The organism is Halosimplex aquaticum (assembly GCF_028747785.1).
GTDB classification, from domain to species: Archaea; Halobacteriota; Halobacteria; order Halobacteriales; family Haloarculaceae; genus Halosimplex; species Halosimplex aquaticum.
On sequence record NZ_CP118158.1, the window covers coordinates 4,728,421 to 4,755,395 of the forward strand.

The following is a 26,975-nucleotide window of genomic DNA, read 5'->3' on the forward strand; positions in this document are numbered from 1 at the left end:
TCACTCCTCCTGGGCCCAGTCGAGCGAGCGTTCGATCGCGTCGTCCCAGCGGCCGTACATCCGGTCCGCCTCCTCGGCGTCCATCTCGGGCGAGAACTCGCGGTCGACCTGCCAGTTCGAGCGGAGTTCGTCGACGGTGTCCCAGTAGCCGACGGCGAGGCCGGCCGCGTAGGCCGACCCGAGCGCGGTCGTCTCGTCGACCTGCGGGCGGACGATGTCGGTCTGGATGATGTCGGACTGGAGCTGACAGAGGAAGTTGTTCTTCACTGCGCCGCCGTCGACGCGGAGGCTCGTCGTCTCGATGCCGGAGTCGGCCTCCATCGCCTCGGCCACGTCGCGGGTCTGGTAGGCGATGGACTCCAGGGTGGCCCGGACGATGTGCTCTTTGCGTGTACCCCGGGTCATCCCGACGATGGTCCCGCGGGCGCGGCCGTCCCAGTGGGGCGCGCCGAGGCCGGTGAACGCCGGGACCATGTAGACGCCGTCGGTCGAGTCGACCGAACTGGCGAGTTCGGCGGTCTGTGCGGCGTTGTTGATGAGGTCGACGTCTTCGAGCCACTCGATGGCGGCGCCGGTGATGAAGATCGACCCCTCCAGCGCGTACTGGACCGGCTCGCCGGACATCTGGAAGCCGATGGTCGTGAGCAGGCCGTGGTCGGAGGAGACGGCTTCGTCGCCGGTGTTCATCAGGTAGAACGACCCGGTGCCGTAGGTGTTCTTGGCGTCGCCCTCGTCGAAGCAGGTCTGGCCGAACAGCGCGGCCTGCTGGTCGCCGAGCGCGCCGGCGACCGGGACCTCCGCGCCGAGGAAGCCGTCGGGGTCGGTCGTCCCGTAGGTCTCCTCGTCGGAGGAGGGACGCACTTCGGGCAGCATCGACTCGGGGACGTCGAACTCCTCGAGGAGTTCGGGGTCCCAGTTCATGCCCTCGATGTCGTAGAGCATCGTCCGCGAGGCGTTGGTGACGTCGGTGATGTGCTCGCCGGTGAGGTTGTAGATCAGCCACGTGTCGATCGTCCCCATCAGGAGCTCCCCGTTGCGGGCGCGCTCGCGGAGGTTCTCCGACCGCGAACTCGACAGCTTCAGCGGCTCCGCGTTGTCGAGGATCCACTCGGTCTTGGTGGCCGAGAAGTAGGCGTCGGCTTCCAGGCCCGTCTTCTCGCGGATCCACTCGACCTTGTCCTCGCGTTCGAGCTCCTCGACGCGGTCGGTGGTCCGGCGGTCCTGCCAGACCAGCGCGTTGTGGACCGGCTTGCCGGTCTCCTCGTCCCACACCAGCGTCGTCTCGCGCTGGTTCGTGATCCCGAGCGCCTCCAGTTGCGAGGCGTCCAGGCCGCCGTCGGCGAGCCCTCGCGTGACGACCTCCTTCGTGTTCTCCCAGATCTCGACGGGGTCGTGCTCCACCCACCCCGGCTCCGGGTAGATCTGCTCGTGTTGTTCGTACGCGTTCGCGACGACCTGCCCGCCGTGGTCGAACACCATGAAGCGGGTCCCGGTCGTCCCCTGGTCGATCGCACCGATGTACGTGTCTGCCATAGTTTCGTGTTCTCCGTCGGGCGGCAGTTTATCCTGACTTCCGCCTTGGTGGTAAACAATATAGTGAATCATTATAAATGTTGTCGACAGTTGTCCGCCGCGGGGGAAACGACGCCGCGTCGAGCGCGCCATCTCGCGACAGGGACGGTCCACGCGCTCTCACTCACCTATCGACGGAGCGGGTAATAGCGCCTTACGGCGGCGATAATATCAGTATACGTCCGTAAATACGCCGGATCAATAGCGCCGGCCGGGCGATCCGTCGCGCGTCTCGTTCGGCAGCACATCGCTCCGGATAGAGCGGACGTAACGATCGTTCCGTGTATTTACCAGTGCCTTCCGGCTGTCGGTGAAGTAAAGTGGCTGGCCCGCGAACGGACAGGGTGACAGATGGCATCGACACCCCACATCGCGGTCATCGGGGGCGGTTCGACGGGGACGGGCGTCGCGCGCGACCTGGCGATGCGCGGCTTCGACGTCACCCTCGTCGAACAGGGAAATCTCACGCACGGGACGACCGGGCGGATGCACGGGCTGCTCCACAGCGGCGGCCGTTACGCGGTCTCCGACCAGGCGAGCGCGACCGAATGCATCGAGGAGAACCGCGTCCTCCGCGACGTCGCGAGCCACTGCGTGGAGATGACCGGCGGCATGTTCGTCAAGCGGCCCGAGGACTCCGAGGAGTACTTCCGGGAGAAGCTCGCGGGCTGTGAAGCCTGCGGGATCCCCGCCGAGGTGATCTCCGGCGAAGAGGCCCGCGCCCGGGAACCGCACCTCGCCGCGGACGTCGAGAAGGCGATCACGGTCCCGGACGGCGCCGTCGACCCGTTCCGGCTCGTCGTCGCCAACGCCGCGAGCGCGATGAACCACGGCGCGCGCGTCGAGACCCACTCGACGGTCACCGACCTCCTCGTCGAAGACGGGGAGATCGTCGGCCTCGAAGTCGAACACAGTTCCGGGCCGGGCGTCCGCGTCCACGGCACCGAGGGCGGCCGCGAGGAGATCTACGCCGACCACGTCGTCAACGCGACGGGCGCGTGGGCCGGCCGGATCGGCGACATGGCCGGCCTCGACGTCGAGGTGCGGCCCTCGAAGGGCGTCATGACGATCATGAACGTCCGGCAGGTCGACACCGTGATCAACCGCTGTCGACCGAAGGGCGACGCCGACATCGTCGTTCCCCACGAGACCACCGCGATCCTCGGGACGACCGACGAGGAGGTGGACGACCCGGAGGACTACCCCGAGGAGCAGTGGGAGGTCGACAAGATGATCGAGACGCTCTCGGAGCTGATCCCGATGCTCGAAGAGGCGCGCACGATCCGGTCGTTCTGGGGCGTGCGCCCGCTGTACGAACCGCCGGACGTCGGCAGCGAGGACCCGACGGACATCACGCGCGATTTCTTCCTGCTCGACCACGACGAGCGCGACGACCTGCCGGGGATGACCAGTATCGTCGGCGGGAAGTTCACCACCTACCGGATGATGGCCGAGCAGATCGCCGACCACGTCTGCGACCGCTTCGGCGTCGACGCCGCCTGCCGGACCGACGTCGTCCCGCTGCCCGGCAGCGAGGACTTCTCCGTCCTCCGCGACTACATGGACGAGTTCGGCCTCACGTCGCCGATCGGCCGCCGGAGCGTCGAACGGCTGGGTTCGCGTGCCGAGGAAGTGCTCGATACCGACGGCCCGAATCCGACGGTCTGCGGCTGCGAGGCGGTCACCCGCGCGGAAGTACGGGACGCTATCGAGCAGTCCGGGTCGGATCTGAACGCCGTTCGCATCCGCACCCGCGCCTCGATGGGCAACTGCCAGGGCGGCTTCTGCGCCCACCGGCTCGCGGGCGAACTGCAGGACAGCTACGACGAGCCGACCGTCCGCGAGGCGTGGGACGAGCTCCTGCAGGAGCGCTGGAAGGGCCAGCGCCACGCCCTCTGGGGCGAACAGCTCTCCCAGGCGATGCTGAACTACGCGCTGCACGCGACCACCCAGAACCGGGACCGCGACCCGGCCGACAGCGAGGAGGGCGTCGACTTCGACGCGTTCGACGACGGCCGAGGGGTGGACGGAACCCCGGGACCCGCGAAGGACTCCGGCGTCGCCACCGACGGAGGGCGAGATGGCGATTGAGTCCCAGGTCGCGGTGATCGGCGGTGGCCTCGCGGGAGTCTTCTCCGCGCTCGCGGCCGCCCGCGAGGGGGCCGACGTTCGGCTCCTCTCGTACAAGCAGAGCACGCTCGCGCAGGCCTCCGGGCTGGTCGACCTGCAGGGATACACGCCGACGGGCGACGGACCGGTCGTCGATCCCTACGAGGCCATCCCCGCGCTCCCCGACGAGCACCCCTACAGCGCCGTCGGCGTCGACGGCGTCAGGGAGGCGATAGCGTTGTTCGACGAGGTAGCCGACCGCTACCGCGGCGCCCACACCGACCGGAACGCCTTGCTCCCCACACACGGGGGCACCGTCAAGCCGACCGCTCGCTACCCCGCCGGCGCCGCAGCGGGACTCGCGAGCGACGACCGCGACGCGCTGCTGGTCGGCTTCGAGACGCTGGTCGACTTCGACGCGCCGCACGCGGCATCCCACCTGCGGAACGCGGGTGTCCCCTTCGAGGTCCGCGGCGTCAGCGTCGCCTTCCCCGGCGACCTGAACCCCGACGCGAAGGTGACCCGGTACGCCAAGTTGCTCGACGAGGACGGCGAGGTGTCCGTCGGCGGCGGCGCTCGGCGCGCGCGCGACGCCCTCGCGGCGACCGTCGAACCGCACCTCGACGGCGCCGAACGGGTCGGATTCCCGGCCGTGTTGGGCGACGAGGATCCCGCCGCCGTCCGGGACTCCCTCGAAGCAGCGCTCGGCGTGCCCGTCTTCGAGGTGCCGATGGGCCCGCCCTCGCTGCCGGGCCTCCGCCTGGGAGACGACCTCTACGCGGCGCTGGACGCCGCGGGCGTCAGCATGGAGACGGGTAACCCCGTCGTCGACTACGACGGCGAGGGACGGATCGAGGAGGTCGTCGTCGAGCGCAACGGCGCGCGGATCCCGTTCGCCGCCGCCGAGTTCGTCCTCGCGACGGGCGGCCTCGTCGGGAAGGGAATCGGCTCGGACCGCGAGGGCGTCGAGGAGCCGATATTCGACTGCCACGTGCCGCACGCCGAAGACCGCTACGAGTGGTTCGACCGCGACGCGTTCGGGGATCACCCCTTCGCCCGCTTCGGCGTCCGGACCGACGACGACCTCCGGCCGGTCGACGCGGACGGAGCGGCCGAATTTGAGAACCTGCGGGCGGCCGGATCGGTGCTGGGCGGCTACGACTTCGCCGCGGAGAAATCGGGCAGCGGCGTCTCGATCGCGACGGGACACGCGGCCGGCACCGCCGCCGCGGAGGCGGTGCGATGAGCGACGCGGACGACGGCGCGGCTACGGACGCGAGTGAACTCACGATGAGCGACACGGAACACACCAGCGAATTCGAGCCGGGCGAACCGAACGCGACGGACGGACACGAGGCGGTCGACGTCTTCGGCGACGCCGAGGAGTTCGACCTCCGGCCCGGCGCCGACTCGTGTTACAAGTGCTCCTCCTGTGACACCAGTTGTCCGGTCGCGGAGGTCGACGACGACTTCCCCGGGCCGAAGTTCCAGGGGCCCGAGCAGTGGCGGCTCACCCAGACCGACGAGGACTTCGAGGTCGACGAGTCGGTCATGTCCTGCTCGAACTGCATGCGCTGTGACGACGCCTGCCCGTCGGGGGTCCCGCTCTCGCAGATGCACAACACGACGCGCGGTCGCTACGTCGACGAACAGATGAGCAAGTTCTCGGTGGAGTACTGGCGCAACCGGATCCTCGCCAACTACCGCACCTCGGCGTTCTTCGCCAGCAAGGTCCCCCGCCTCGCCAACGTCGCGATGAACTTCGGGCCCGCCCGCTGGCTGATGGAGAAGACGATGGGCATCACCAGCCAGCGCGAGTTCCCGGCGTTCGCCACGGAGACCTTCCGCGAGTGGTGGGCCAGCGAGGGAGCGGCGGCGGGGTCCCGTGAGCGCGCTCGCGAGAACCGCGAACGCCGCGGCGAGGACCCCGACGCGGACAAGAAAGTCGCCTACTTCCACGGCTGCTACGCCAACTACAACACGCCCGAGGTGGGCAAGGCGATGATCTCCCTGTTCGAGCACTTCGGCTACGAGGTCGTCGTCCCCGAACAGGGCTGTTCGGGCACGCCGATGTTCGCCAACGGGATGCTCGACGACGCCCGCCGGGACGCGGAGGTCAACGTCTCCTCGCTGTCGGATCTCGTCGATCGGGGCTACGACGCCATCTGCTCCTGTACCTCGTGTTCGATGTCACTCCGGCAGGAGTATCCCGAGCTGTTCGACTTCGAGGGGACCGCGGACGTGGCGGCCCACACCTACGAGGCCGTCGAGTACCTGCGCATCCACGAGGACCTCTCGGGCGCCGTCGCGGAGGCGGACGTGGCCGGCGAACTCGCCGAGGAGTTCGCCTACCACGCCCCGTGTCACGCCCGCAATCAGGGGCTGGATCGGCAGGCGGTCGAACTCTTCCGGGAACTGGACGGCGTCGACGTCGAGGACGTCGGCGACTCCTGTTCGGGCATCTCGGGGACCTACGGCTGGAAGGAGGAGAAGTACGACACGTCGATGGCCATCGGCGAGGAGATGTTCGAGCACATGGAAGGCGCCGAGGGCGAGACCGGGATGACCGAGTGTCCGACCTGCGCGATGCAGATGGAGCACGGCACCGGCTACGAGATCCGCCATCCGCTGGAAGTCCTCGAAGCCGCACTCGTCGACGGGACGTGAAGCGGGGAGCGGTCCGCCGGCTCTCCGCCCGTCAGTCCGCGCGGACGAACGTCACCGGGCAGGGCGCTTCGAGCAGGACGGTCTGGGCGGTCGACCCGAACACTGCTTTCCCCGACGGTCGCCGCTTGCGACCGCCGACGAAGACGAGGTCGGCGTCGACGTCCTCGGCCAGGTCGACGATGGTCTCGCCGCGGGGACCGACCGCGCCGCGGACCGTCAGGTCGAGCCCCGAGCCGTCGAGCAGGTCGCGGAGTCCCTTCACCGTCTGGTGGCGACGGGCGATGCTGTCCGGATCGCCGCCCTCGTCGAAGTCCATCCGGTCGGTGTAGTCGTCGAACTCCTGGTCGGTGAACACGTGCCCGAGCACGACCGCCGCGCCGGCGGGTCCCGCCACGTCTCGGACGATGTCCGCCAGGGCCTCGGCTCGGTCGTCCTCGTTCGGACCGACTGCGAGCAGAACTGTTTCGAGCGCCATAGACGAGAAGTTCGACCGCGCGCGTGAAGCCGCTTTCGACGGTCCCGCCCGGGCGCCGGCACGAACTTCGGGATAGGCTCCGCTTACCCGGTGTTTTTCATCCCGGCGGCGATGCCCTGAACCGTCAGGCGGAGCGTCCGGGTCTCCTCCTCGGTGAGGTGGGACTGCGAGAGCAGGCGCACCTGCAGGAGGTTCAGCGGGTCGACGTAGGGGTTGCGCCGCGCGAGGTTCTCTTCGAGCCACTCGCGGCGCAGCAGGCTGTCGCGACCGGTGATCTCGGTGATCGCGTCGACGGCCCCCTCGTACTCCTCGCGGATGCGCGGGAAGAGTTCGTCGCGCAGGTCCTCGGGCGCGAGGTCGGCGTACTGCTCGGCGATCTCCATCTCCGAGCGCGCGAGCGCGAGCGCCGCGTTGTCCAGCGTCGTCTGGAAGAACAGCCACTCGTCGTACATCTCCTGCAGCGTCTCCACGTCCCCGCCGTCGTCGAGGTACGCCTCGATCCCCGTCGCCAGGGAGTACCACCCCGGGAGGATACAGCGCGCCTGCGTCCACGAGAACACCCACGGGATGGCCCGCAGGTCGTCGACGCTGCGGTCCTCCGAGCGGGAGGCCGGGCGCGAGCCGAGGTTGAGGGTCTCGATGACGGTGATGGGCGTCGCGGTCTCGAAGAACTCGACGAAGCCGTCGGTCTCCAGCAGGTCGAGGTACTCCTCGCGGGCGGCCTCGGCGGCCGTCTCCATCGCCGCGGTCCACTCCTCGGGGACCTCCTCGACCGGTTCCTCCATCGCGTTGTGGCGCGCCCGGATCTGGGCGTTCAGCATCTGTTCGAGGTTCCGCTCGGCAATCGCCCGGTTGGCGTACTTCTCGGAGATGGTCTCGCCCTGCTCGGTGAACTTGATCTGGCCGGAGACCGTCTCGTTCGGCAGGGCGAGCATCGCGTCGTTCATCGGCCCGCCGCCGCGGGAGATGGAACCGCCGCGGCCGTGGAACAGCCGCATCTCCACGTCGTAGTCGTCGGTGATGGCGGCGAGGCGGCGCTGGTTGCGGAAGAGGCTCCAGTTAGCTGCCAGAAAACCGTTCTCCTTGTTCGAGTCGGAGTAGCCGAGCATGATCTCCTGGACGCCGTCGCGGGCGTCCAGCGCCTGCTGGTAGGCCTCGTTCTCGAAGAGCGTGCCCATGATGCGGCGGGCGCCGTCGAGGGCGTACTTCGATTCGAGCAGCGGGACGACGTCGAGGCCGCAGTAGCCCGGCAGGTCGACGATGCCGGCCTGGTCGGCGAGGAAGAGGACTTCGAGGACGTGGCTGGGCTCCTCGCACCAGCTGATGGCGTAGGTGTCGATGGCGTCGACGCCGTAGTCGCGCTGCCACTCGGCGGTCTCGGCGAACAGCTGGAGCACGCGCTGGGTGTCCTCGGAGTACCCGTCGCGGTCGTCGAGGTCGATCACGGGTTCGTCCTGCAGGACGGCCTCGGTGAGGAAGTCGACCCGCTCGTCCTCGGACATGGACTCGTAGTCGATCCCCTCGGGGTCGACGGCCTCGGCGATGGCGTTGGTGTGGTTCTCGCGGTGGTCGCGCAGGTCGAGGCTGGCGAGGTTGAAGCCGAACGTGTCGACGGTGCGGTACAGCGGGTCGACCTGGGACTCGGCGATGACGTCTGCGCCGTTGGCGCGCAGGCTCTCTGCCAGCGCCTCGATGTCGGCGAGGAACTCGGACTCGTCCTCGTAGCCGCCCGAGCGGACGTCGTTGACCCGCAGGACGCTCTCGCGCATCAGCTTGAGCTTCTGCCGGTAGGGCTCGTTCGGGTACCGCTCCTCGGTCTCGCTCGCGACGCCGGGGAGGCGCTCGCGGTGGGCCTCCAGGCGCTCGTCGAAGCGCTCGCCGGTGTCGATCTGTCGGGCGTCCTGGCTGAGGATCCCCGAGAGCTCCTTCAGGCGGTCCCGGTACAGCGGGAGCGCGACCGACTGCTGGCGGTCGAGCGTCTCCTCGGTGACCTCGGGCGTGACGAACGGGTTGCCGTCGCGGTCGCTGCCGGCCCACGAGCGGAACTCGTAGAGCTTCGGCACGTCGACGTCGCCGTCGAACTCGTCCTCGACGGCGCGTTCGAGCGCGTCGTACACCTCGCTGATGACGACGAAGAGGACGTTCTCCAGGTACCACTGGACGTTGAGCGCCTCGTCGGTCACCTCTGGCCGGCGGTCGCGGACCTGCGGCGTCTGCCAGAGGCTCGTCACTTCGGCCTCCAGGTCCCGCTCCACGTCGCGCTCCTCGTCGGTGGTCAGCCGCACCTCGTCGAGCGTCTCCAGGTGATCCGAGACCGACCGGAGCTTCGCCTTGACCGTCTTCCGCCGCGCTTCCGTCGGGTGGGCCGTGAACGTCGGCTGGATGAGCACGTCGTCCAGCACCTGTTCGACCGTCTCGGCGCTCAGGTCCCGCTCTGCGAGTTCCTCGACGGCGGCCCGGACGCTGTCCTCCAGCGTCCCGTCCTGGCTCCCCTCGCGGATCTCGCGGACGCGCTGGCGCTCCTCGGCGAGGTTGATGAGTTCGAAGTACGTCGTGAACGCCCGCGCGACGACGTCCTGCTCCTCGGGGGAGAGGCCGTCGAGCGTCTCGTGAATGGCCGCGCGGTCCGTCGCGTCCCCACGCCGATAGGCGACGGCCGCGGTCCGAATACGTTCCACGATGTCGAACGCAGACTCCGAGCACTGCTCTTTGATGATCTCTCCCAGGAGCTCCCCTAACTCCCTGACGTCCTGGTTCACCTCTCTGGCATGCAAATCCATAACAGTCCGTGTTAAGGCCACTCGTATAATTGTAGCGGACTTCCAAAACCATCAGGGACGAGTATGCAGTATCTACCGACGCCGACGGCGCGGGCGATATTCGAATCGACAACAGTCGAATTCCGTTACGACGCGTTCCCGAATACCGAACGGTTCGGTCGGCGGGTTCCCGGGTCTCGAACTGTCTCGGAGAGGATGGAACGCGGCGGCAGCGTCGCCGGCCCCGTCGAATCGGGGTGCGGGGTTCACACGTGAACGTCCGGCTTGAAGGGAGACGAGTTCGAATTCTATCACATGGCGTACGCGGTGAACGACGGCGCGCGGTTGGCCTACGAAGTGGAGGGGCCGGCCGACGCGCCGGTCGTGACCTTCGTCGAGGGGTTGAGCTACGGAACGTGGATGTGGGACTGGCAGCGGGAGGCGTTCGGGGACTACCGGACGCTCGTCTGGGACAACCGGGGGACTGGCGACTCCGACGAGCCCGAGGGACCCTACACCGTCGCGGACATGGCCGGGGACTTCGACGCCGTCCTCGACGACGCCGGCGTCGACAGCACTCACGTTGTCGGCGCCAGCCTCGGCGGGATGATCGCCCAGGAGTACGCGCTGGAGTACGACCGCGCGGAGTCGCTCGCCCTGCTCTGCACGACGCCGGGCGGCGACGACGCGGTCCCGATCCCCGAGGAGACGCGGGCCAGGATGCTGGACGTGCCCGAGGAGTACGACCGCGCCGAGACCATCCGCTACAAGATGCGACCGGCGTTCACCGACGAGTTCCGCGAGCGCGAACCCGAAATCGTCGACCGCATCGTCGAGTGGCGGCTCGACACGGACCCCTCCGACCGGGCGTACGAGTGGCAGAGCGCGGCCGCCGCGGCGTTCGACGCGAGCGACCGACTGGGCGACCTCGAACTCCCGACGCTGGTCCTCCACGGCACCGACGACCGCGTCCTGCCGGTCGAGAACGGACGCCTCCTCGCGGACCAGATCCCGGACGCGAGGCTCGTCGAAGTCGAGGGCGGCTCGCACCTCTGTTTCATCGAACGGCCCGGGCGCGTGAACGAGGAACTCCGGGAGTTCCTGCCCGATGACTGAACGCCCGCAGGAGTGGGTCGGCGCGTGGAGCGAGAAGCGCGCCGCGCTCTCGCCCGCCCGGGTCGGGCTCGTCGACGCCGCTACCGGCACGGAGTACACCTACGCCGACCTCGACCGGCGGGCGAACCGCTGCGCCAGACTGCTCGCCGAACGCGGCGTGTCGCTCGACTCCGTCGAGGACGGGGATCCAACCGACAGCGCCGGTGGCCGGGTGGCCGTCGTCTCCCGCAACCGGCCCGCGTACGTCGATCTCTTCTTCGCCACGGCGAAGACAGGCGGCGTCCTCGCGCCGCTCTCCCACCGGCTGGCACCGCCGGAACTCGCCGAGTTGCTCGACGCCGTCGACCCCGAACTACTCGTCGTCGAGGAGCCGTTCGCCGACCTCGCGGCCGCGGCGACCGCGGCGGACGCCCGGGCCGGGGACTGTCCGATCCTGTCGCTGCCCGTCGACGGCGAGTCGACGTGGGACACTTACGAGTCGGCGCTCCCCGAGGACGACGGCGAGTTCGACGGGCCGACCGTCGCGCCCGGTGACCCGCACCTGTTCCTGCACACCGGCGGGTCCACGGGGACGCCGAAGGAGACCGTGATCTCCCACGAGTCGGTCGTCTGGAACTCCGTCAACACGATCACCGCGTGGGGACTGCGCGACGACGACGTGACGCCGATGGTGTTCCCGATGTTCCACACCGGCGGGTGGAACGTCCTCACCGTCCCCCTGTTCCACATGGGCGGACAGGTCGTGATCGACCGCGAGTTCGACCCCGGCCAGATCCTCGGCGTCGTCGAGGACCGCTCGGCGACCGTCCTCGTCGCCGTTCCCGCGGTCCTGCGGATGATGGTCGAACACGACCGCTGGGAGGGGACCGACCTCTCGTCGCTCCGGTTGGTCAAGTCCGGCGGCGGCCCCTGTCGCCAGTCGGTCATGGAGGCGTGGTGGGACCGCGGCGTCGACCTCTCGCAGGGCTACGGCCTCACGGAGTGCGGCCCGAACAACTTCGCGATGCCCGACGACTGGCCCCGGGAGAAGGCCCACACCGTCGGCGTCGCCAACGTCCACGTCGACGCCCGCGTGGTGGACGACGACGGCCGCGAGGTCCCAACTGGCGAGATCGGTGAACTCGAACTGCGGTCGCCCCACGCCGCCGCGGGCTACTGGCGAGCGCCGGCGGAGACGGCCGAGACGTTCGGCGAGTGGGTGTCGACGGGCGACCTCGCCCGCGTCGACGCGGAAGGGTACGTCTCGATCGAGGGCCGCAAGAAGAACATGTTCGTCAGCGGCGGCGAGAACGTCTACCCCGCGGAGGTCGAGGACGCCGTCGCCGACCACCCGGCCGTCGCCGACGTCGTCGTGATCCCCGTCCCCGACGAGCAGTGGGGACAGGTCGGCAAGGCCGTCGTCGAACTCGCCGCGGGAGTCGACGAGTCAGACCTCTCGCTCCCTGCCCTCCGCGAGTTGCTCGACAGTCGTCTCGCCCGGTTCAAACACCCGCGGCGGCTCGCCTTCGTCGACGAACTCCCCACGAGCGGCCCGTCGAAGATCGACCGCGACGCCGTCGAGGCCGAGTTCGGGGAGTGAGAGACGCAGTCGGCCCCCGCGCTCGAACGCTCCAGACTGCTGTCCAGATATACCGAATCTGGCGCCCCTACCGGCGAATCTCGGGGTCGTTCGCATCACTTATGCCGGTCGCGTTCGCGCACACGCCCATGGATCTGCGCGAGTACTTCGACGAGTTCACGGCGAAAGACTGGCCGCGGGCCGACGAGGGGACGGTCCGCTTCGCGATGATCGGGCTCGGCTGGTGGACGCTCGACCACGCCATCCCCGCGACGAACGAACTCGAACACCTGGAGACGACGACGGTCGTCAGCTCCTCGACGGAGAATGCTCAGGACGTCGCCGACGACCACGAGACAATCGAGCACGCACTCACGTACGACGAGTTCCAGGAGGGCGAGGCGACCGACGCCTACGACGCCGTCTACGTCGGGACGCCGAACGCGCTGCACCTCCCCTACGTCGAGTCGGCCGCCGAGTTCGGCAAGGACATCCTCTGCGAGAAGCCCCTGGAGGCCAACGTCGAGCGCGCCGAGGAACTCGTCGAGGCCGCCAGCGACGTCACCCTCGGCGTCGAGTACCGGATGCACGTCCAGCCCGCGGTCCGGCGGATGCGCGACCTCGTCGACTCGGGATTCGTCGGCGACGTGGCGCTCGTCCACGGCAACATGTCACAGCCCCTGCTCGATATCAACGACGACCACGACCAGTGGCGGCTGAACCCGGACATGGCCGGCGGAGGCGCCTCCGTGACCGACCTCGGCGTCTACTCCATCAACACGACGCGGTACGTCATCGACCGCGACCCCGTCGCCGTCTCCGGGGCGACCTGGTCCGGCCACGAGGCGTTCGACGACGTCCCGGACGAGCGGGCGAGTTTCACGGTCGAGTTCCCCGACGGCGTCCTCGCCTCCTGTACCGCCAGCCAGAACGCCCAGGAGGCGAGCAGCCTGCGCGTCGTCGGTACCGAGGGCGAACTCCTGCTCGAAGACGCCTTCCTCGGCGGCGAGCGGAAGCTGACGGTCACGCGCGGCGACACGACGATCACCACGGAGTTCGACCAGATCGAGGAGACGAAGCGCTCGCTGGAGTACTTCGCCGATCACGTCCTGACTGACACGCCGATCGTGGGCGACGGCGAACACGGGCTCGTCGACCAGCGCGCCATCGACGCCGTCTACGAGGCGGCCGAGTCGGGCGAACGGGTCCAGTTGTAACGGCCGCTTCTCTCACCGTTTTTCGAGGCGTCGTCGGAGTGAGCGGCGCGACCGAACGCGGGTCGCGCCGCCGTGTCAGAGGCGAGAAGTAGTTCCCTCGCGATACACCAGCGGCGCAGTCCGGCAGCGGACGGCGGGAGGGCCGAAGCGTCTGGGGGACCGAGGGGGCGGATGCACCGTCCGACCCACCGCACTGCGCGCACTACTCGCTACGGACCAGTCCTTTGTAATCTCTATCGAGGTACTATCTATTGTATCGATACTGTTCGTACTATACGTACCAATCTGACTGTCGGCGGGAGACGCGTCGAAACGAGGGCGGAGAGCGAGTCGAGCCGGCAGCGATCGGCCGGATCAGAGCTTGTGACGGAAGGCGTGGAGGACGTTCTCGCCGGTCTCGGTCAGTCGGATCTGCTTCTGGCGGCCGACGCGCTCGACCTCGACGTAGCCGTCGTCGACGAGCGGGTCGACGATGTTGGCGTTCAGCAGGGCGAACTTCGCCTTGTCGTTCGCGGGGTCGGCGTCGGCGATGAACGAGAGGGCCGCCGACTCGGCGAACTCGATGAGGTCGGACTTCTTCGCGGTGTAGGTCTCGTCGTTGGTCGTCTCCAGGTAGTCGAGGATAGCGACCTGGTCGCGCGAGACGGCCTCGATGGGATAGGAGGGGAGCACCTCGTCGTCGCGCATTCCGCGCGTACGCGGGGACGCTTCCAGGTCGGGGACGTGTTCGTCGACGTGGACGTAGTACGCGGTCGCGTCGGTCGCCATGCACGCGATGGCGCTCCCGATAGCGGCGAGCTTCCCCCCGCTGGAGACGTTCACGCGGACGACGTCGCTCTCGTGGTCGGCGGCGACGGTCGTCACGACCGCGAGCACGTCGTAGAGGTCGCTCAGGTCCGTCTCGCGGAAGCGGATGGACCGGCCGTCCGCCTCCAGTTCCTCGACGAGCGCCTGTTGGTATGGCGTCAGCGGAGTGTGTTCGCCGTCGGACGCGAGGAGGTAGACCACGTCCGCGTCGTGCTTGCGGACCGGCCGGAGGATCCGGTCGTGCTCGTAGCCGAGCGGCACGACGTGGACTTCGTCGATGGTTCGCATGCGAGAGAGCGCGGCGGGGACCGCCCTGAGCGTTTCGGTGACCCGCGGCGGGACGGGCGACGCCGGTCGGGCCCGCGTTCCCGCCAGCCTTTAACTACGCCACCACCCACTGTCAGCCTATGCCAGGCATCAGGGACCCGGAGGCGCTCCGGGACGCTCCCGGCGTCGAGTTCCGCGAGCAAGAGCGCGTCGTCGGCGAGGCGGAGTTCGAGACGGTCGCGGAGGGCGCCGAGAACCAGAGCGGCCTCGTCGTGGTCGGGCTGACGAGTCGCGACGGTCACCTCCTCCTGATCGACTCGGAGTACATCGACGGGTGGACGCTACCGAACGGCCCGGTCGGCGTCGACGAAGACTGGGCGATCGCGGCCGACCGCTGGAGCGAGGAAGCGATCGGGATCCCGATCGACATCGGGGCCCCGGAACTCGTCGTCCGCACGGAGACGCGGACGGAGGACGGCGACGAGAGCGTCGTCGGCTACAGCGTCGCGTTCGGCGCCTCGCTCCTCCGGGGAATGGAGGGCAGCGGGATGGGACCCGCCAGCGAGACGCCGCCCGGTGCCGGTCCCGCTGGCTCCGACGGGTCAGGTGGCGACCCGGCCGCCGGCAGCGACGACGGCGAACCGCCCGGACCCGCCGACATCGCCGAGCGGCCCGATCTGGCGTGGTTCTCCGAGGTGCCCGAGGACGCGGCGCCGGGGCACGACGCGCTGATCCGCTTCTTCCTCGACTGAGAAACGTGCGAAAACGCGGGTCGCGGTACCAGTGCAGTTCGCGATACCGGCGCGCTCCGCCGGATCGACGCGACTACGCCTCGTCGAACGCCGCTGGAGCAAGCTCCAGCGAGCTCGATCCGGCTCAGGGAGCCGGATCGAAGAGGGTCTCGCCCTTCACCATGTGTTCCTCGACGACGTCGAGGTCGAGGGTCACGCCGAGACCGGGCTCCTCGGGGATCGCCATGTACCCGTCCTCGATGAGGCCGTCCTCCTCGACGAGGTCCTCCCACCAGTCGAGCTCGTAGGAGTGGTACTCGACGGCCAGCGAGTTGGGGACGCTCGCGCCGACGTGGGCGCTGGCGACCGTGCCGACCGGCGACGAGACGTTGTGCATCGCGACGGGGATGTAGTACTGGTTCGCCACGTCGGCGATCTTCCGCGTCTCGCGCATGCCGCCGATCTTCGGCATGTCCGGCGCGACGATGTCGACCGCCTGACTCTCGATGAGCCGCCGGTGCTCGGTGACGCGGTAGCGGTTCTCGCCGACGGTGATCGGCGTCGTCGTCGAGTCGGTCACCTTCTCCTGCACTTCGAGGTTCTCCGGCGGGACGGGGTCTTCGAGCCACCACACGTCGTAGTCCTCGATGGCTTCGGCGAGGCGTTCGGCGGAGTTCGCGGAGAACGTCCAGTGGCAGTCGAAGGCCACGTCGGCGCGGTCCTTGACGCGCTCGGTGACCTTCTCGACGATCTCGGCCTTGTGACGGATCTCGCCCGGCCGGAGGTGGCGGTTGGCGCGGTCCTTCTCGAAGCCCGAGGGGACGTCGAGGTCGAACTTCAGGGCGTCGTAGCCGAGTTCCTCGACGACGCGCTCGGCCTCGTCGGCGCAGGCGTCGGGGTCGGCCTCCTCCTCGGTGTGGCAGTCGCAGTAGACGCGCATCCGGTCGCGGTACTTGCCGCCGAGCAGCTGGTAGGCGGGGACCTCGATGATCTTGCCGGCGAGGTCGTGCAGCGCGACGTCGATGCCGGAGATGGCCGAGACGGTGACGCCCTCGACCGAGCCTTCGCCGGACATCTTCTGGATCAGGTGCTCGTAGAGGCGGTCGATGTCCAGCGGGTTTTCACCGATGAGGAACGGCGTCATCCGCTCGATCAGCTCCGGGATGCCCGCGCCCCAGTAGGCCTCGCCGGTCCCCACGATGCCGGCGTCGGTGTAGATGCGAACGAGCGTCCACGGGAAGTTGCCGTCGACCATCGTGCACTGGACGTCGGTGATCTCGACGTCCCGGCCGCCTCCGCGCTTGGCCGTGGCGCCCATCGTCTCCGCCGACAGTTCACGCATCGTGTACTCCGCGTTCGGATCGTGCAGGTCCCGATAATCGCGTCCCATGCCGCCGGCTACTGCTGGACCGTACTAAAGTGTGGAGGAAACGGTTCTATCCCGTTCGACTCTGCGGAACGGTTTGCTATACCGTACGGTCGCAATCCAATACGTGATTCCGCAGCATCGCCCGTCGCTACCGTTCGAACGGTCGAATTCGTCGGCGGATCCGACGCTCGGAAAACGCGGTGATAGCGGATCTGCCGGGCAGTCGTCTCGGGCGGTGATCCCGATCGAACTCCCCGAGTTTGCGCCGCCACTCGCGCCCGAAGGCGTCTAGATAGAACTCAGTGAACGTCGACGCCGCGACTCGTCGGCGAGGGGGAGTCGGTCGCCGGTCAGCCTGTCCACTCGTCGCGGTGGGCGTCGCTGCAGAAGTGCGTCGTTTCGACCGCGCCGTCCGCGACGCGCGTGGTCACCCGATGGTCGGGGTTCTGCACCAGCGCGTCGCCGCAGACGGCGCACGTCGGCGCCTCGTCCTCGGCCACGTCCTCGTTGAGATCGGATGTGGGATCCACCATCGTGTCACAGTCGTAGACATGGACCCACTTAATCGCATACATCGACCGCGAGTCGCCGAAGCCGGCGTGCGAGCGGACCGGCCGCTCAGCGGTCCCGCGTGACCGACTCGCCGGGGTTCGTGGTCGCGCCGGCCGAGAGCCGCACGCCGGGGTTCAGGCTGGTGTTGATGCCGGTCTTCACGCCGTCGCCGGCGACGACGCCGAACTTCCGGCGGCCGGTCGAGACGCGCTCGCCCTTGACGGTGAACCGCACCGACTCGCCGTCGTGGCGGAGGTTCGCGACCTTGGTCCCGGCGCCGAAGTTCACGTCGCGGCCGAGGACGCTGTCGCCGACGTACGAGAGGTGCGGGACGTGCGTCCCCTCCATGACGACGCTGTTTTTGATCTCGACGCTGTTCCCGACGTGGGTGTCCTCCGCGAGCAGCGTCGCGCCGCGGACGTACGCGTTCGGCCCTACTTCGGCGCCCGAGCGGACCAGTGCCGGTCCTTCGATCACGACGCCGGCGTCGACCGTCGCGCCCTCCTCGACGACCACGGGACCGCGGAGGTCGGCGTCCTCGTGCACGTCGCCGCGGACGTCGCGGTCGAGTTCGCCGAGCTTCCACTCGTTGGCTTCGAGCAGTTCCCACGGGCGGCCGCAGCCGAGCCAGCGCTCGACCTCGACCGTGGTGACCGAGCGCTCGGCGATCACCTTCGAGAGCACGTCCGTGATCTCGTGTTCGCCGCGCTCGCTCATCGGGACGTCGAGCCACTCGCGCGCTTCGGCGGGGAAGCGGTAGGCGCCGACGTTCACCAGATCGGTCGGCGGATCGGTGGGCTTCTCGACGATGCCGGTCACGACGCCGTCTTCGACCTCGAAGACCCCGTAGCTCGTGGGGTCGTCGACCCGGTAGGTGCCGACGGCCGGTCCGTCGGTCGAGAGGAGCGCGTCGACGCTCTCGCGGTCGTAGAGGTCGTCGCCGTTGAGGACGACGAACTGTCCGTCGAGGTGCTCGCTCGCGCACTTAACCGCGTGAGCCGTGCCGAGCTGTTCCTCCTGAACGGCGTACTCGACGGGGACGCCGCGGTACTCCTCGCCGAAGTACTCCCTGACCGCTTCGGCCTCGTAGCCGACGACGAGGATCAGTTCGGACGCGCCGGCGTCGACCGCCGCGTCGGCGCCGTGGGCGACCAGCGGCCGATCGGCGACCGGCAGCATCGGCTTCGGCAGCGACTCCGTCAGCGGCCGCATCCGGGTCCCTTCCCCGGCGGTCAGCAGGACGACTTGCATACACGTCGGGTCTCCCGGACGACCCAAAGAGGTACCGCAACGGTCATTGGTGGCACATCGCGTGCCACCCCCGTATCTGCACCGCGTCGACCGGACCGCCCCGAACGCGTGGGAGCGCGACACATACTAATGCGGTTGGCCCGTAGGTCGTTCCCGAACGATCATGTTCGAAATCGACCGCAAGCGAGGGACCGGGGGAGGGGTCGCTCGTGACGCCTAAGGGTGAGACCGGGGTGAACGACGGGACGGCACTGCCGGACTCGGTGATCGCCGATCTGCGGAAGGACGACCGGCGGCGCCTCGTCCTGTCCCGGCTGGCGGAGAGCGACCGGGCGCTCCCCGTCTCCGATCTGGCGCGGTACGTCGCGGCGACCGAACGTGACGAACCTGCCGAGGAGGTTCCGGACGGCGCCGCGGACGCGGCTCGTCGCGACATCTTCCAGCACCACCTGCCCAAGCTCACGGCGACCGGTGTCGTCCGATACGACTCGCTGGTCGGGACCGTCGAACTCGCGGTCGACGACGAGCGGGTAGTCGGGGACGACGGGTAGCCGCGGGCGACAGGTAGCCGCGGACCACGGCGAACACCGACGGTCGGGGGTGACGCGGCCCGATTGATCGGTCGCTGCTCCACAGACTCGGACCCGTACGGAGTCGTGAGCTATCGGGAACGGAAAGAGCAATACCGGCAGGTGTCCAACGGGCCGGTACTGTGACGAACACGCAGGTAACGCACGTCCAGATCGACAACTACGGGCCCTGGACGGTCACCCCCGAGCCGCGCCGGGAGGTCGACCTCCAGACGCTCCAGTCTCGCCTCTACGCGGACCTCTCGCAGCTGGTCGGCAACCGGGGCGGGTACGTGTTCTTCTCCCGGTTCGACAACATGGTCGCCGTGACGAACGGGCTGACCGTCGACGACCACGCGCTGATCCAGGAGTCCGTGGGCAACCGCTACCCCGTGACGATGAGCCTGAGCGTCGCGACCGGGACGACGCCGGCCGAGGCGCTCGGGACCGCCACCGAACAGCTCCAGGAGGCCGGGAGCGCCCAGGACAAGTCCCGCCGGGAGATCCTCCGCGGCCGCGCCATCGAGGAGGAGTACCGGACCGGCGAGGACCTGCAGATCGCCCACTTCGACGTGGTGAACGCCACCGGCAAGTACACGGACGAACTCAACGAGTTCGACACCTTCATCGAGATCGAACAGGGGTACGCGGAGCTGATGCGGTACATGCGCCAGGCCTACGACTCCCTCTCCTTTTTCGTCGGAGGCGACAACATCATCGCGGTCTGCTCGGCGATGGACGCGGAGGACTACCGGGACGCGGTCGCACACGTGAGCGACGCCGTCGACGTCGAACTCCAGGTCGGGGTCGGCCGCGGCGCCGTCGCCCACGAGGCCGGCATGGCCGCGAAGCACGCGCTCGAAGAGTGCCGCGCGACCGGCGAGGAGGTCCACGTCGACTGGTCGACGACCGACGCCGAACCCCCCGCCTGACTGCCGTTCGAGGGGGCCAGCGGCGGCCGCCTTCTGACTACAGATCTAGACCGTCTTCCGTCTTAAGGGTGGTGCAGGTACCTTTTAGACGGAGTGTGCGAAACGTTCGCACATGGAACGAGACGTGAGCGTCCAGGAGGTGATGGACCGCGAGTTCGTCGGGGTGAGCGAGTCGGACGGCCTGCGGGAGACGGCCGAGTTGATGCTGGCGGAGGAGGCCGACAGCGCCGTCGTGCTGCACGGTTCCGAACCGGTCGGCGTCGTGACCGAGCGGGACGCCCTGGAGGCGTTCGTCAGGGCGGAGGGGGAGTCCGCCGCCGCGGATGCGATGACCGACTCGGTACCGACGGTCACTCCGGACACGACCATCGCGGAAGCCGCCGACGAGATGTCGGCGCAGTCGACCCAGCGAGTGCTCGTCTCCGACGGGTCCGAACTCTTCGGCGTCCTCTCGGAGCACGACCTGATGACCGCCTCGCCGTTCGCACCGACCGCGAACGGACCCGCGGCGGAGGCCGGCGAGCGCGCCGTCGCGGGCGTCTCGGCCGGGCGCGGGGCGGGAGTGACCGAGTCCGGCGAGAACGAGCGGTTCACCGACCAGTCCGTCTGCGAGGCCTGCGGTTCGCTCTCGCGCGGGCTCTCGCCGTTCAACGGGCAACTACTGTGCGCGGACTGTCGGGATATATAGACCGCGCCGGTCCCGTACGGCCGGCTCTCAGAACCGGCCGCCGGGGGTCCGGGAGTAAGTCGTGATTACCTAACCAGGCCCTGACACGTTCGTCGATCGATCCCACACGATTCGCTCGTTGCGGCAACAGGGGCGCTCTCGGGGCGCGTCAAGGTGTACTTATAGCGATAGCGACGTGACAGTTCGTGGCACAGCTTTATATTTGGCCCTTGGTAACAGTACTCGTAAGATGTCTCGTAAGATACGACGACGGACGGTACTGAAAGGGCTCGGCGTCGCGGGGGTCGGTGGTCTGGCCGGATGCGCGCAGGCGGGGGAAGACACGCCCACCGAGGGGGACGGCGGCGGTGACGGCGAGGGCGACGGCGGGACGGAGGACACGCCCGAATCCGACGGTGAGACGGAGACGTCGGCGGCGACCGGTGACGCCCCGGCCTCCCGGACGATCAAGGTGGGGATCCTGATGGGGGTCACCGGCGGGCTCTCGGAACTCGGGCCGCCGATCCGGCAGGCGGCCGAACTCGCCGCCGAGCACATGGACCGGGAGAGCGACACGTTCACGGTCGACTACCAGTTCGAGGACACGGCGACCGACCCGAACACCGGGATCTCCAGCGCGGAAGCGCTGGTCAGCGCCGACTATCCCATGGTCGCCGGCGCGCTCTCCTCGACGGTAACGATACAGACCGCCAACAACGTCCTGGTGCCCAACGGCGTCGTCCAGTGTTCGCCCGCGAGCACGTCGCCGCAGCTCTCGAATCTCGAGGACAACGGCTACCTCTGGCGGACGACCCCGGGCGACGGACTCCAGGCCGCCGTGATGACGACGGTGGGCAGAGACCGCCTGGACGCCCAGTCGACGGCGACGCTCGCGCTGAACAACGACTACGGCCAGGGGCTCGCCGCCGAGTACGTCTCCGCGTGGGAGGAGGCGGGCGGCACCGTCCAGAACGAGGTCAGCTTCGAGCCCGGTCAGGGGTCGTACACCTCCCAGCTCAGTTCCGCGCTCCAGGACCAACCCGACCTGCTGATGATCGTCGGCTACCCGGAGAGCGGCGTCAGGATCTTCCGGGACTTCTACAGCGACTACTCCCAGGACTTCTGCGACATCATCGTCCCGGACGGCCTCCAGAGCGGGAGCCTGCCCGGCAACGTCGGCAACTCGATGCGCAACGTCTGGGGGACGGCGCCGAGTTCGACCGGCCCGGGCCGCGACGCCTTCGACTCGCTGTACCAGGAGGAGTTCGACAGCGACCCCTCCGAGAGCCCGTTCACGGCGCAGTCGTTCGACGCGGTCGCGGTCCTGGCGCTGGCGAACGCCGCCGCCGGCGAGAACAACGGCGAGGCGATCCGCGACCAGATGGCCAACGTCGCCAACGAGGGCGGCGAGGAGGTCACGGCCGACAACCTCGCCGAGGGGTTACAGATGGCCGCCAGCGGGACGGAGATCAACTACCAGGGCGCCTCCAGCGCCATCCAGTTCAACGACGCCGGCGACATCGGCGCCGCCACCTACCAGTTCTACCGCTACCAGGAGGGCGGCTTCGAAGTCATCGAGAACATCGAGTACTCCGAGTGAGAGGCGGCACCGCGGGACCGACGGCGTCTTTTTTCGAGGCGATCGGGAAGCGTCAGCCACCGAGGAACTGCTTGCGGACCTCGTCGTCGGCGAGCAGGGCCTCGCCGGTGTCGACGAAGCGGTTCTCGCCCTGGACGAGCACGTAGCCCCGGTCGCAGCGGCGGAGCGCCTCCTTGGCGTTCTGTTCGACCATCAGGATCGCGGTGCCAGAGTCGTTGATCGCGTCGATGCGGTCGAACAAGTCGTCGACGAGGTCGGGCGCGAGTCCCGCCGACGGTTCGTCGAGCAAGAGGAGATCGGGGTCGAGCATCAGCGCCCGCCCCATCGCGAGCATCTGCTGCTGGCCGCCAGAGAGCGTGCCGGCGCGCTGGTCCTCGCGCTCTTCGAGGATCGGGAAGCGGTCGTAGACGTCGACGAGGCGCTCCTCGGGGAACTCCTCGAGCACGTACGCGCCCATCTCCAGGTTCTCGCGGACGGACAGCCCCGCGAAGACGTTCTCGTTCTGCGGGACGTAGCCGAGGCCGTGGTGGACCAGCGACTCGGGTGCGGCGCCGGTGATGTCCGCGTCGTCGAAGCGGATCGACCCGCCGAAGACGTGCGTGAGCCCGAACACAGACTTCATCACCGTCGACTTCCCGGCGCCGTTCGGTCCGACGATCGTGACGTACTCCCCGTCTGCGACGTCCAGATCCACGTCCGAGAGGATCTGCAGGTCGCCGTAGCCGGCGTCGAGACCCCGGACGGCGAGCAGCGGGTCGTCGACGGGCGCCGCGTCAGCCGCACCGGTCGCGGTCGACGCGTCGGCCGCGTCGGTCGTGTCGCTCGCGTCGCTCATACGTCCTCCCCCAGATAGGCGTCGATGACCCGATCGTTCGACCGGATCGCGGCCGGCGGGCCCTCGGCGAGGACCCGCCCCTGATGCATGACGATGACGTGCTCGCAGTGCTCCATGATGAGGTCCATGTCGTGCTCGACGAGCAGGAAGGTCAGCCCCTCGTCGCGCAGGTCGTGGACGCGGTCGAGCAGCTTCTCCTCCAGCGTCGGATTGACGCCGGCGAACGGCTCGTCGAGCAGCATCATCGACGGGTCGAGCAACAGCGCTCGCGCGAGTTCGAGGAGTTTGCGCTGGCCGCCGCTGAGGTTGCCAGCGTGCTCCTCGGCGAGGTGGTCGATCTCGAACAGTTCGAGCGTCTCCCAGACGCGCTCGCGCAGTTCGCGCTCCTCCTCGCGGACGCGACCGCGCAGCCCCGGCACCACTGCGTTGACGAGTTTCTCTCCCGACTGGTTCCGGGGAGCGAGCATCAGGTTCTCCAGGACGGTCATCTCTTCCAGTTCGCGTGCGATCTGGAACGTCCGCACGAGCCCGGCCTTGGCGATAGCGTGGGTCCGCATCCCGGTGAGGTCGCGGCCCTCGAAGGTCACGCGCCCGCCGTCGGGTTCGTAGACGCCGGTGATCAGGTTGAACGTCGTCGACTTGCCGGCGCCGTTGGGGCCGATGAGCCCGGTCAGCGACCCCCGCTCGACCGAGAACGAGGCGCCGTCGACGGCGCGGATGCCGCCGAAGGACTTGCGGAGGTCCTCGACGACCAGCGACGCCGACTCCTCGTCGCGATGGTCGGCCGCCTCCTCGGGAGTCGCCTGGGAATCGTCCGGCGCCCGGTCGCCCGGCGTCTGGTCGGATCGAGCGGATCCGCCCGCGCCGCCGACGGTCGTCCCGTCCTCAGTCATCCCGGCCACCCCCGTCGGCGGCGGCCCGGGGGGTCCCGGAGGCCGTCCGGTCGTCGCGCTTGGACAGGTCGACGCTCGACGCGACCTCCTTGCGATGGCCGAGCAGTCCGGTGGGCCTGTACTGCATCAGGACGACCAGCACGACGCCGACGAGGACGAACCTGAGCGTGGAGATGTTCTGGAGCGTGTACGCGAGGAGCGGCGAGAGGTTCAGCGACGCCAGCGGAGCCACTGCACCGGCGAACGTGCCGGGGGCGTCCGCCGTCGCGATGAACTTCGAGAGGATCCGGCTCACGTACAGCGGCCCCTGGAAGAGCAACGCGGCGAACAGCGCGCCGCCGATCACGCTCCCGGTGTTCGAGCCCGCGCCGCCGATGATGAGCGCGATGAAGATGTAGAACGTCTGTATCGGACGGAACGTGGTCGACGTGGGGTCGGTGTACCCACGCTGAGCCTCCCAGAGGATCCCGCCGAGCCCCATCAGCGCACAGCCGACCATGAACACCGTGACCTTGAAGCGGCGGGTGTCCTTGCCGAGCGAGTTCGCCACGAGTTCGTCCTCCCGGATGGCCTTGAGCACGCGCCCGAAGGGGGAGTTGCCGATCCGCCGAAGCAACCAGTAAAAGACGGCGACGAAGCCGATGAGCACCAGCGTGTACGCCAGCGAGACGACGATCGTCTCCCTGACGCCGACCGCCGCGAACGCCGACAGGACGGCCTCCCCGAAGACCGTTCGACCGCCGCTGGCCGGATTCTGCGGGTTCGTGTAGAACAGCGCCTTGACGGGGATCGTCGGGTTGATCGGCATGTTGATCCCCCGGCCGGAACCGGTGCCGAGCGCGAGGTCCGGGAGTATCTCGACGCCGAGGATCCGGAAGTCGAGACCGTCGAACAACGTGAACTCCTGCATGGTCGTCGAGAGCAGGGAGAGCCGGACGATCTCTGAGAAGCCGACGGTGACGATGGCGAGGTAGTCCGCCCGGAGCCGCAGCGCCGGGAGCGAGACGACCGCGCCCGCGAGGGCGGCCGTCGTCATGCCGCCGACGACGCCGACCCACAGCGGCAGGCCGAGGCCGGGCGGGCTCCCGCCGGTCGGGGCGGTCAGCGCCGCGAACGTGTACACGCCGACGGCCATGAAGCCGGCGACGCCGATGTTGAACAGGCCGGTGTACCCCCAGTGGAGGTTCAGCGCGAGGACGAGCATGGCGTACAGCGCCGCCCAGAACGTCACCGCCTGGAGGGCGGCCACGACGCCGCCGATCCCCTGCGAGGGGCCGAGTATCGCAAAGACGGTGAACAGGCCGTAGACGCCGAACATGACGAGCGCGATGAGACCGAGGTCCCCGTCGCGGATCTCGTCGGCGAGTCGCCCGAGGTCGACCGGCCCGGACGGCGCGTCGGTGTCCGCGTCTGCGTCGGCTTCGCTCACGCGGTGGTCACCCCCCCGAAGAGGCCGTCGGGCCGGATCACGAGCACGAGGATCATGATGGCGAACGCGGCGGCCGTCGAGAACGACGACGGGATCCACACCAGCGAGACGGAGTTGGTCAGGCCGATGAGCACCCCGCCGACGATTGCCCCGTATATCGAGCCGATCCCGCCCAGGATGACCGCGGCGAAGATGAGCAGTAGCAGGAGCCACCCGAGGTTGTACGCGAGGGTCCCGCGTTCGAGCGCGAGGAGGTAGCCCGCCGCGCCGGCGAGACCGCCTCCGATGATCCACGTCGCGCGGACGACTCGCTCGGTCGGGATGCCGGTTATCTGCGCCAGGTCTTCGTTGTCGGCCATCGCCCGCATCGCTTTCCCGAGTTTCGTCCGCTGGAGCGTGACGTGCAGTCCGTACATGAGCGCCAGCGACGTGACGACGAGCGTCAGTTCGGCGCTGGTGACCGTCAGTAGCTCCGCGGAGTAGCTCCCGAAGTCGAGGACGGGCAGTTCCGCGTAGAAGGCGTCCGCGGGCGCGTCGCCGCCCTGGGCGAGGACGATCGTCGACCGCTTGGCGGCGACGGCCAGCTTCCCGTCGACGCCGGCGAAGACGAGTTTGGCGCCGCCGGCGGTCAGCCCGCGGTTGCGCGGCCCGAAGACGAAGACGACGACGTAGCGCAGCGCCAGCGCGACGCCAATGCTGGCGATGAGGACGGCGATCCCGCTCTGGTCGCGCATCGGCCGGAAGACCAGGCGGTCGAGCACGAGCGACAGCGCGATGGTCGCCAGCACGGCGACGACCAGCCCGCCGAAGACGGCGAGGGGCGTCCGGAGGACGTTGATAGAGAGGTCGGCCGCGCTCGGCCCTCCCGGCCCGAAGCCGACCGTCCCGAGGTACAGGACGTTCCCGTCCAGGAGCCCGCCGCCGAAGCCGGCGACGAGGAAGGCGACGCCCCACCCGGCGAAGGCCCCGCTCGTGATGTAGTCGCCGTGCGCGAAGTTCGCGAACCCCAGGATGCTGTAGGTCATCGAGAGGCCGATCCCGGCCAGCCCGATGCCGAGTCCGACGACGAGGCCGTTCCAGACGAGCGTTATCAGCCGTCCGACGGCGAGGCTCCCCCCGAGGAGCGTCGCCCCGCCGACCGTCAGTTCGAACCCGGCGAGCTTGCAGAGGAGGTCGACCGCCAGCAGGCCGAGCAAGCCGCCGAACAGCGCCGTCTTCGGCCGCTCGGCGACCGCGATCCGCCAGCCGGCGATCCGTTCACTCGTCGCCATGGTCCGGTGGCAGTGCCCGACCAGACCCGGACGCGCCGACTGCGGGCCCGGAGCGGTCACGAGTTTTCGCGGTCTGCGATCTGCGGTGCGAAGACGGCCGTCGCGATGGCCCCCGGGTGTGCGGTGGCCGGTGCGGCAACCGGATCCGGCGCCACCGCGCGCCGCCGATCGGCTGCTGCTGTCGTGTCACGAACCTCGGTGTGACCCCCCTCGCCCGCGCTGTCTCCCTCGGCCCCCGGCGACCTATCATGTGGTGAGTGAACATACCGTATCCCTCTGTCACAGTGGAGAGCCCTAGGGGATAAAACTCTCCCAGGCCCCGGCGGCCG

At 68.8% G+C, this 26,975-nt stretch carries 22 protein-coding genes; 11 read left to right on the top strand and 11 right to left on the bottom strand.

Annotated elements, in window-relative coordinates:
• Window positions 1-1,533: a glycerol kinase GlpK gene (gene glpK, locus PSC72_RS23240; protein ID WP_274323800.1), complete on the bottom strand. Its 1,533-nt coding sequence runs from the start codon at window positions 1,531-1,533 to the stop codon at window positions 1-3.
• Window positions 1,534-1,923: 390 nt separating this feature from the next.
• Here glpK and glpA point away from each other — a divergent pair, with 390 nt between their 5' ends.
• The 3 genes from glpA to PSC72_RS23255 are packed head-to-tail and all read left to right on the top strand — an operon-like array spanning window position 1,924 to window position 6,348.
• Window positions 1,924-3,663, top strand: a complete 1,740-nt coding sequence (gene glpA / locus PSC72_RS23245; protein WP_274323801.1) for an anaerobic glycerol-3-phosphate dehydrogenase subunit GlpA — start codon at window positions 1,924-1,926, stop codon at window positions 3,661-3,663.
• Complete coding sequence (gene glpB / locus PSC72_RS23250) at window positions 3,653-4,927, top strand: glycerol-3-phosphate dehydrogenase subunit GlpB (protein WP_274323802.1); 1,275 nt, start codon at window positions 3,653-3,655, stop codon at window positions 4,925-4,927. The genes glpA and glpB overlap by 11 nt, the downstream gene beginning before the upstream one ends.
• Before the next feature lie 44 nt (window positions 4,928-4,971).
• Window positions 4,972-6,348: an anaerobic glycerol-3-phosphate dehydrogenase subunit C gene (locus PSC72_RS23255; RefSeq protein ID WP_274326217.1), complete on the top strand. Its 1,377-nt coding sequence runs from the start codon at window positions 4,972-4,974 to the stop codon at window positions 6,346-6,348.
• A gap of 31 nt (window positions 6,349-6,379) precedes the next feature.
• Here PSC72_RS23255 and PSC72_RS23260 read toward each other — a convergent pair whose 3' ends face one another.
• The gene (locus tag PSC72_RS23260; protein ID WP_274323803.1) at window positions 6,380-6,823 is read right to left on the bottom strand and encodes a universal stress protein; all 444 of its coding nucleotides are present in this window, start codon (window positions 6,821-6,823) and stop codon (window positions 6,380-6,382) included.
• A gap of 83 nt (window positions 6,824-6,906) precedes the next feature.
• Entirely contained in the window at window positions 6,907-9,603 is a 2,697-nt protein-coding gene (gene ppc / locus PSC72_RS23265; protein WP_274323804.1) for a phosphoenolpyruvate carboxylase, read from the bottom strand.
• 294 nt (window positions 9,604-9,897) lie between these two features.
• Between ppc and PSC72_RS23270 the strand changes: the two genes are divergently transcribed.
• The 3 genes from PSC72_RS23270 (at window position 9,898) to gfo6 (ending at window position 13,473) form a co-directional block, all read left to right on the top strand.
• Window positions 9,898-10,698: an alpha/beta fold hydrolase gene (locus PSC72_RS23270; protein WP_274323805.1), complete on the top strand. Its 801-nt coding sequence runs from the start codon at window positions 9,898-9,900 to the stop codon at window positions 10,696-10,698.
• On the top strand, window positions 10,691-12,277 hold the full coding sequence (locus PSC72_RS23275) for an AMP-binding protein (protein ID WP_274323806.1): 1,587 nt from the start codon (window positions 10,691-10,693) through the stop codon (window positions 12,275-12,277). The genes PSC72_RS23270 and PSC72_RS23275 overlap by 8 nt, the downstream gene beginning before the upstream one ends.
• 128 nt (window positions 12,278-12,405) lie before the next feature.
• Window positions 12,406-13,473: a D-xylose 1-dehydrogenase Gfo6 gene (gene gfo6 / locus PSC72_RS23280; protein ID WP_274323807.1), complete on the top strand. Its 1,068-nt coding sequence runs from the start codon at window positions 12,406-12,408 to the stop codon at window positions 13,471-13,473.
• A gap of 354 nt (window positions 13,474-13,827) precedes the next feature.
• On the opposite strand, the gene PSC72_RS23285 is transcribed toward gfo6, so the two are convergent.
• The gene (locus PSC72_RS23285) at window positions 13,828-14,568 is read right to left on the bottom strand and encodes an HFX_2341 family transcriptional regulator domain-containing protein (protein WP_274323808.1); all 741 of its coding nucleotides are present in this window, start codon (window positions 14,566-14,568) and stop codon (window positions 13,828-13,830) included.
• Window positions 14,569-14,687: 119 nt separating this feature from the next.
• Here PSC72_RS23285 and PSC72_RS23290 point away from each other — a divergent pair, with 119 nt between their 5' ends.
• Entirely contained in the window at window positions 14,688-15,299 is a 612-nt protein-coding gene (locus tag PSC72_RS23290; protein ID WP_274323809.1) for an NUDIX hydrolase, read from the top strand.
• A gap of 124 nt (window positions 15,300-15,423) precedes the next feature.
• Here the strand turns inward: PSC72_RS23290 and PSC72_RS23295 are convergent, their stop codons facing one another.
• The 3 genes from PSC72_RS23295 to glmU all read right to left on the bottom strand — a co-directional run bounded on the left by PSC72_RS23295 (window position 15,424) and on the right by glmU (window position 18,450).
• Window positions 15,424-16,668: a mandelate racemase/muconate lactonizing enzyme family protein gene (locus PSC72_RS23295; protein WP_274323810.1), complete on the bottom strand. Its 1,245-nt coding sequence runs from the start codon at window positions 16,666-16,668 to the stop codon at window positions 15,424-15,426.
• A 329-nt stretch (window positions 16,669-16,997) separates the two neighbouring features.
• Entirely contained in the window at window positions 16,998-17,180 is a 183-nt protein-coding gene (locus PSC72_RS23300; protein ID WP_274323811.1) for a DUF7576 family protein, read from the bottom strand.
• An 85-nt stretch (window positions 17,181-17,265) separates the two neighbouring features.
• Window positions 17,266-18,450, bottom strand: coding sequence for a bifunctional sugar-1-phosphate nucleotidylyltransferase/acetyltransferase (gene glmU, locus PSC72_RS23305; RefSeq protein WP_274323812.1), 1,185 nt, complete (start codon window positions 18,448-18,450; stop codon window positions 17,266-17,268).
• Between the two features lie 209 nt (window positions 18,451-18,659).
• On the opposite strand from glmU, the gene PSC72_RS23310 reads away from it, so the two are divergent.
• The 4 genes from PSC72_RS23310 (at window position 18,660) to PSC72_RS23325 (ending at window position 22,218) form a co-directional block, all read left to right on the top strand.
• Window positions 18,660-19,001, top strand: coding sequence for a DUF7344 domain-containing protein (locus tag PSC72_RS23310; RefSeq protein WP_274323813.1), 342 nt, complete (start codon window positions 18,660-18,662; stop codon window positions 18,999-19,001).
• A gap of 161 nt (window positions 19,002-19,162) precedes the next feature.
• Complete coding sequence (locus PSC72_RS23315) at window positions 19,163-19,951, top strand: GTP cyclohydrolase III (protein WP_274323814.1); 789 nt, start codon at window positions 19,163-19,165, stop codon at window positions 19,949-19,951.
• Window positions 19,952-20,063: 112 nt separating this feature from the next.
• On the top strand, window positions 20,064-20,639 hold the full coding sequence (locus PSC72_RS23320; protein WP_274323815.1) for a CBS domain-containing protein: 576 nt from the start codon (window positions 20,064-20,066) through the stop codon (window positions 20,637-20,639).
• 229 nt (window positions 20,640-20,868) lie between these two features.
• On the top strand, window positions 20,869-22,218 hold the full coding sequence (locus PSC72_RS23325; protein ID WP_274323816.1) for an ABC transporter substrate-binding protein: 1,350 nt from the start codon (window positions 20,869-20,871) through the stop codon (window positions 22,216-22,218).
• 52 nt (window positions 22,219-22,270) lie between these two features.
• Here the strand turns inward: PSC72_RS23325 and PSC72_RS23330 are convergent, their stop codons facing one another.
• The 4 genes from PSC72_RS23330 to PSC72_RS23345 are packed head-to-tail and all read right to left on the bottom strand — an operon-like array spanning window position 22,271 to window position 26,646.
• Window positions 22,271-23,053, bottom strand: a complete 783-nt coding sequence (locus PSC72_RS23330) for an ABC transporter ATP-binding protein (RefSeq protein WP_274323817.1) — start codon at window positions 23,051-23,053, stop codon at window positions 22,271-22,273.
• On the bottom strand, window positions 23,050-23,946 hold the full coding sequence (locus PSC72_RS23335; RefSeq protein WP_274323818.1) for an ABC transporter ATP-binding protein: 897 nt from the start codon (window positions 23,944-23,946) through the stop codon (window positions 23,050-23,052). The genes PSC72_RS23330 and PSC72_RS23335 overlap by 4 nt, the downstream gene beginning before the upstream one ends.
• Complete coding sequence (locus tag PSC72_RS23340) at window positions 23,939-25,375, bottom strand: branched-chain amino acid ABC transporter permease (RefSeq protein WP_274323819.1); 1,437 nt, start codon at window positions 25,373-25,375, stop codon at window positions 23,939-23,941. The genes PSC72_RS23335 and PSC72_RS23340 overlap by 8 nt, the downstream gene beginning before the upstream one ends.
• The gene (locus PSC72_RS23345) at window positions 25,372-26,646 is read right to left on the bottom strand and encodes a branched-chain amino acid ABC transporter permease (RefSeq protein ID WP_274323820.1); all 1,275 of its coding nucleotides are present in this window, start codon (window positions 26,644-26,646) and stop codon (window positions 25,372-25,374) included. Before PSC72_RS23345 ends, PSC72_RS23340 begins: the two co-directional genes overlap by 4 nt.
• Window positions 26,647-26,975: the final 329 nt, after the last annotated feature.

Bases quoted from the DNA above. Each gene is read 5' to 3' on its own strand.
- glpK (WP_274323800.1), bottom strand. From the start codon at position 1,533: ATGGCAGACACGTACATCGGTGCGATCGACCAGGGGACGACCGGGACC.
- glpA (WP_274323801.1), top strand. From the start codon at position 1,924: ATGGCATCGACACCCCACATCGCGGTCATCGGGGGCGGTTCGACGGGG.
- glpB (WP_274323802.1), top strand. From the start codon at position 3,653: ATGGCGATTGAGTCCCAGGTCGCGGTGATCGGCGGTGGCCTCGCGGGA.
- PSC72_RS23255 (WP_274326217.1), top strand. From the start codon at position 4,972: ATGAGCGACACGGAACACACCAGCGAATTCGAGCCGGGCGAACCGAAC.
- PSC72_RS23260 (WP_274323803.1), bottom strand. From the start codon at position 6,823: ATGGCGCTCGAAACAGTTCTGCTCGCAGTCGGTCCGAACGAGGACGAC.
- ppc (WP_274323804.1), bottom strand. From the start codon at position 9,603: ATGGATTTGCATGCCAGAGAGGTGAACCAGGACGTCAGGGAGTTAGGG.
- PSC72_RS23270 (WP_274323805.1), top strand. From the start codon at position 9,898: ATGGCGTACGCGGTGAACGACGGCGCGCGGTTGGCCTACGAAGTGGAG.
- PSC72_RS23275 (WP_274323806.1), top strand. From the start codon at position 10,691: ATGACTGAACGCCCGCAGGAGTGGGTCGGCGCGTGGAGCGAGAAGCGC.
- gfo6 (WP_274323807.1), top strand. From the start codon at position 12,406: ATGGATCTGCGCGAGTACTTCGACGAGTTCACGGCGAAAGACTGGCCG.
- PSC72_RS23285 (WP_274323808.1), bottom strand. From the start codon at position 14,568: ATGCGAACCATCGACGAAGTCCACGTCGTGCCGCTCGGCTACGAGCAC.
- PSC72_RS23290 (WP_274323809.1), top strand. From the start codon at position 14,688: ATGCCAGGCATCAGGGACCCGGAGGCGCTCCGGGACGCTCCCGGCGTC.
- PSC72_RS23295 (WP_274323810.1), bottom strand. From the start codon at position 16,668: ATGGGACGCGATTATCGGGACCTGCACGATCCGAACGCGGAGTACACG.
- PSC72_RS23300 (WP_274323811.1), bottom strand. From the start codon at position 17,180: ATGGTGGATCCCACATCCGATCTCAACGAGGACGTGGCCGAGGACGAG.
- glmU (WP_274323812.1), bottom strand. From the start codon at position 18,450: ATGCAAGTCGTCCTGCTGACCGCCGGGGAAGGGACCCGGATGCGGCCG.
- PSC72_RS23320 (WP_274323815.1), top strand. From the start codon at position 20,064: ATGGAACGAGACGTGAGCGTCCAGGAGGTGATGGACCGCGAGTTCGTC.
- PSC72_RS23325 (WP_274323816.1), top strand. From the start codon at position 20,869: ATGTCTCGTAAGATACGACGACGGACGGTACTGAAAGGGCTCGGCGTC.
- PSC72_RS23330 (WP_274323817.1), bottom strand. From the start codon at position 23,053: ATGAGCGACGCGAGCGACACGACCGACGCGGCCGACGCGTCGACCGCG.
- PSC72_RS23335 (WP_274323818.1), bottom strand. From the start codon at position 23,946: ATGACTGAGGACGGGACGACCGTCGGCGGCGCGGGCGGATCCGCTCGA.
- PSC72_RS23345 (WP_274323820.1), bottom strand. From the start codon at position 26,646: ATGGCGACGAGTGAACGGATCGCCGGCTGGCGGATCGCGGTCGCCGAG.